3 protein-coding genes are annotated in these 4,226 nt (G+C 70.6%); all 3 read right to left on the reverse strand.

Translation table 11 applies throughout. The annotated features are described in order from the left end of the window. Window positions 1-1,096: 1,096 nt before the first annotated feature. The gene (locus tag ACZ53N_RS36550; RefSeq protein ID WP_469145025.1) at window positions 1,097-1,849 is read right to left on the reverse strand and encodes a GAF and ANTAR domain-containing protein; all 753 of its coding nucleotides are present in this window, start codon (window positions 1,847-1,849) and stop codon (window positions 1,097-1,099) included. A gap of 182 nt (window positions 1,850-2,031) precedes the next feature. After that, entirely contained in the window at window positions 2,032-2,766 is a 735-nt protein-coding gene (locus ACZ53N_RS36555; RefSeq protein WP_469145026.1) for an ANTAR domain-containing protein, read from the reverse strand. Between the two features lie 89 nt (window positions 2,767-2,855). Beyond that, window positions 2,856-3,590, reverse strand: coding sequence for a GAF and ANTAR domain-containing protein (locus ACZ53N_RS36560; RefSeq protein WP_469145027.1), 735 nt, complete (start codon window positions 3,588-3,590; stop codon window positions 2,856-2,858). Window positions 3,591-4,226: the final 636 nt, after the last annotated feature.

The raw sequence follows: 4,226 nt of genomic DNA on the forward strand, positions 1-4,226 counted from the left end.
GCCGCCAGCGCGGCACCGGTCTCCACCACGCGGTCCAGGCCGTCGCCCACATGCACAACCTCGCCCTCGCCGCATGACCAGACCGACCCCAAAACGGACCCTGACCTGCCCGGACACGACCTTCTGCAACACGCTTTAGGCCGGTCAGCGGATGGCCTGACCGAGCCGTGCCGGTGTCGTTCCGGTCGGCGTGGGGCCAGGCGGCCTGTCGGCCCCCAGCACTGGAGTGCGCCGGTGTGCACGACTTCCTGGTGCAGATCCGCCTGCGGCCCCGCAGTCGGCTGCCCGGTGGCTCACTCCGCCACCCGCGGACCGTGCTCATCGGCTCCCGGGTCGCGCTCGGTGTGCGTTCCGCGGCCCCGTCGGCCGGAACTGTGCCCGGAGGTTGGCACCATCCGCTTCTCCATCAGAGGGAGTTCACCCACCCTCCGGCTTGGGGAATCCGTTCGTCGCCAGGATCCGGTCCGGGCTCCCGAACGGCCGAAAGTGGAAACAGGGACCGAGGTTGTGGTCAGGCACGACTCACGGTCGTGGGGTCCGGCGGCCCTCGGCCATTGTCCGGTTTCCATGCCTTGCCTGCCCCCGCCGGGGCGTCTAGCCTCCACCACGAAGCCAGGCAGCCACGCTGCCCGGCCCGGCTCTCCCGGACCCCGAGGCCGCAGTGCCCACAAGGACGGCCGGAGACCGCGTTTTCCGCGGCGCGCTCCCCGGTTCCCGCCCTTCCCGGCCTGTCCGCCAGGGGCCTCCCAGCGCCCTAGGCGTCCCTGCCGGCCAGGAAGGACGGGTTGCGCCGGAGGCGGGGAAAGGAGCCCCGCTCTCCAGCGTCCGGCCGCCGCCGGTGCCGGTTTTCCTCCTGGCGGCGGCCGGATCCCTCCCGCAGCACGCGGCGACGACTCTGCCAAGCACAGTGCAGCGGCCTTCGCGAGACGGCAACCCCGTCCTCCGCATCCCGCACACAGCCCTCACGACCGGAATCCGCGGTACGGACCGAATCCGAGCGAGCCGAACCCCTCGGCGGCGCGAGCGCCTTGCGTCCGCGCCGGGCCCGCACGCGCCCGGTCACCAACCGGCCGAGCCACGACCTTTGCGGCGGAAGTCAGCCGGATTCGCGCGCCCGGGCGGCGATGATGCCGGCGAGGGCGGTGATGTCGAAGGTGCCGCGGGCGATGCCATGGGAAAGCTCGCTCATGGAGATGCCCTCCTTGCGCGAGCGTTCCTGAAGGACCCGGAACGCCTCGGCGGTGTCGAGCTGCCAGCGTTCGGCCACGATGTTCACCGCCTGCTCGGTCAAGGACCGGCTGGTACGCGCCGCGAGGAGCTGGTCGGTGACCAGGTCGGCGAGACCCACCCGCCGGTGGGAGAGCAATCCGACGGTGGCGATGTCCGCCAGGGCCTGTGCCGTGCGCAGCTCCGCCTGTCCCAGGGGCACCGGGGTGGTGCGCATCAGGTTGAGGGCCCCGATGACGCGGCTGCGCAGGCGCAGGGGGACGGCGTGCAGGGCGCGGTAGCCGTGGCTGAGGGCCAGGGGGGTGAAGCGCGGCCAGCGGGTTTCGGTGGCGAGGTCGGCGGCGCTCTGGGGCTCGCCGGAGCGGTAGCAATCCAGGCAGGGGCCCTGGTCGGACTGGATCTCCCGGAGTTCCAGCTCGCGGGTTTGCTCACTGGACGCACCGATGACGATGAGGTTGCCGTGGGGATCGGTGATCATCACTCCACTGGAATGCACGTCCAGCAGGTCCACACAGTGCATCGTCAAGGTGGTCAGCAGTTCGACCACGTCGAAGTCGTCGACCAGCGTGTCTGCCAGTTCCACGAACGCCCGCGACAGGCGTTCCTCTCGTGATGAACCCATACCACCCACGGTAGTCAGGGCGTACGCCCATCACAACGGTCTCAACAATGTGGCGCGCGAGGAACGGATCGCTGCCCGCTGTCACCGGCCGACGTGGGGCCGCCGAGACCGTTCGTCGCCACGAGCGCCCGACGTTCGGTCCCCGGCTCCCGTCCCGCCGGGCTTCTCCTCCCGGTGTGACCCTACTGGTCGTCCTGACGGTCCTGCGGGTCGGTCCCGTTGTCCGTGACGTCCAGGCGGAGGCGTCGCCCCAATACGTCGCGTGCTGTCTCCAGCAGAGGACGGTCATGGCTGAACGCGTGGGCGCGGAGCCTGACCAAGGCTTGGGCAAGAGGGATGCCGAGTTGCGCGGCGAGCATGCCGGTGGCCTGGTGGACCTCCGCAAAGTGCAGACCGGGATCGTCCATGAGCAGGGCGGCCGGCGGGCCCGGTCGGGCGGCGAGACCGGTGAGGAGTCCGGCGACGGTGTCGGCCAGGATGAGCGCGTCGGTGAGCTGGGGGGCGGTCATCGGACCGGGGGAGGTGCGGTGAGCGGTGAGCACCCCGAGACAGATGTTTCCGATACGCAAGGGGAAGGCGAAGACGGCCCGCACGCCCAGACCCAGGACCGCCGGGGCCAGGCCGGGCCAGCGGGAGGGATCGAGAGCCGCCATGTCGGGAGCGAGTGTCAGCGTGGCGTGCCGGGCCGCGTCCAGGCTGGGGCCCTGGCCCTGGGTGAGCTGGACGTCCTCCAGGGCCGAGGTGTGCTCTCCGTAGGACTGCAGCAGCTCGGGCGGGGTGCCGTCGGAAGCGAGCAGGAAGGCCAGGCCGTCCAGGCCCAGGGTCTGCGCGCAGGCCCGCAGCGGCAAAGGGGGCAGGCCGGGGTCCGGGTGCGCTTCGAGCGCGCGCAGGTATGAGGCCATTGCGCGGTGCAGCACTGCCCTCACCCCTTTGTTCTCCGCAGGACAACGTCTGGTGTGCCCTGGACCGGTCGGCTGTCGCTTCTTGAGGATTCGGAAGGGACGTCTTAAGGATCCAGAAGGGACGCGTCGGCGGTACCGTCGAGAACCTCGCGGGCGACGACGGTGAGCTGCGACTGACGCGAGCGGGCATGCTTCCGCATGGCCTGGAACGCCTCTTCGACGCCGGTCCGGCGGCGGTGGGCGAGGAAGCCCTTGGCCTGTTCGATGACGACCCGGCTGTCCAGGGCGACCTGCAGTTGCGCGGTCACGGTCATCTGTTCGTGCACCGCCCGTTGCTGGAGGATGCCGATGGTCGCCGTGTCCGCCAGAGCCTGTCCCAATCGCAACTGCGTCGGCTCCAGCGGACCGGGCATGTCCCGGAAGAGGTTGAGGGCGCCGATCACCTGGTCGTTCAGCCGCAGCGGAGCCGCCACGACGGAGGTGAATCCCAGTTCCATCGCACGCGCCGCGAACCGCGGCCAGCGGTTGCGGGCCGCCTCGGTGTCCAGCGGTACGTCGGGGACCGGGATGCCGGTGCGGCAGCAGTCCCTGCACGGGCCCTCGTCCCACTCGATGCTCGCGAGCTCCAGCATGCGGGTGCGCTCGTCGGAGGCCGCCGCGTCCACGATCCGGCCCTGCGGGGTGGCCAGCAGCACCCCGGCCGCCGTCACGTCCAGCAACTCCACGCAGTGCTCGGCCAGGGTGTGCAGGAAATCCATCACATCGAAGTCGCGCACCAAGGTGTCGGCGAGATCGACGAAGGCTGCAGCCAGCCGCTCCTCACGCGGCAGATCGAGCATGACACGCTCACCTTCAAAGGTCTGCGGACCGCTCGGCGATATCCGTCCGATCACTGTCGCTGTCCAGTATCGTCAAGGCCGCGCGCGCAGTCCAGAAGACGGCCGGCCGCGAAGGCCGCCCGCGCTCCCGTGGGCTTCCGGTCGGCTGTCGCCGACCGTCTCGGTGCGGTACGTGACCCTACCGGAGCGTCGCGTGACGCGTGCGATCGCTTTGGGACGACCGGACGGCCCGGCTCGGCCGTGACCGGCGTACCCGGAACCGTCGACGCGGTGACGCCGCCGCTCGTCCCCGACCACCTCCGGTCAGGCCGGACCCGCACGGCGACGAAGGGCCCCTCGTTCACGAACAGTGCACTGGCACAGGAGCGCCCGATCGGCCGTCAGCACTACCCGCGCCAACTGATCCGGGCAGGGCTTACGGCACTGGCCCGGGCAGGGCCCCGGACGACAGTCGGCCTGCCTCACGGCCGTCGTCCTCAAAAGGATCACGAGCCTGCCCAAGGGGGCTGAGCACCGGATGTGAGACCGCCGATGCTGACCGGCCTCACGGGCTCGTGCGTGGTTGGCCGTAGCGCGTCGGCAATCGTGCTGTGTACTCGAATTAGGCAGTGTGGGCAAGCGGGCGGGTGACGTTTT

The organism is Streptomyces sp. NPDC033229, from assembly GCF_055576875.1.

Excerpts from the sequence above, each read along its gene's own strand:
- ACZ53N_RS36550 (WP_469145025.1), bottom strand. The coding sequence starts at position 1,849 with ATGGGTTCATCACGAGAGGAACGCCTGTCGCGGGCGTTCGTGGAACTG.
- ACZ53N_RS36560 (WP_469145027.1), bottom strand. The coding sequence starts at position 3,590 with ATGCTCGATCTGCCGCGTGAGGAGCGGCTGGCTGCAGCCTTCGTCGAT.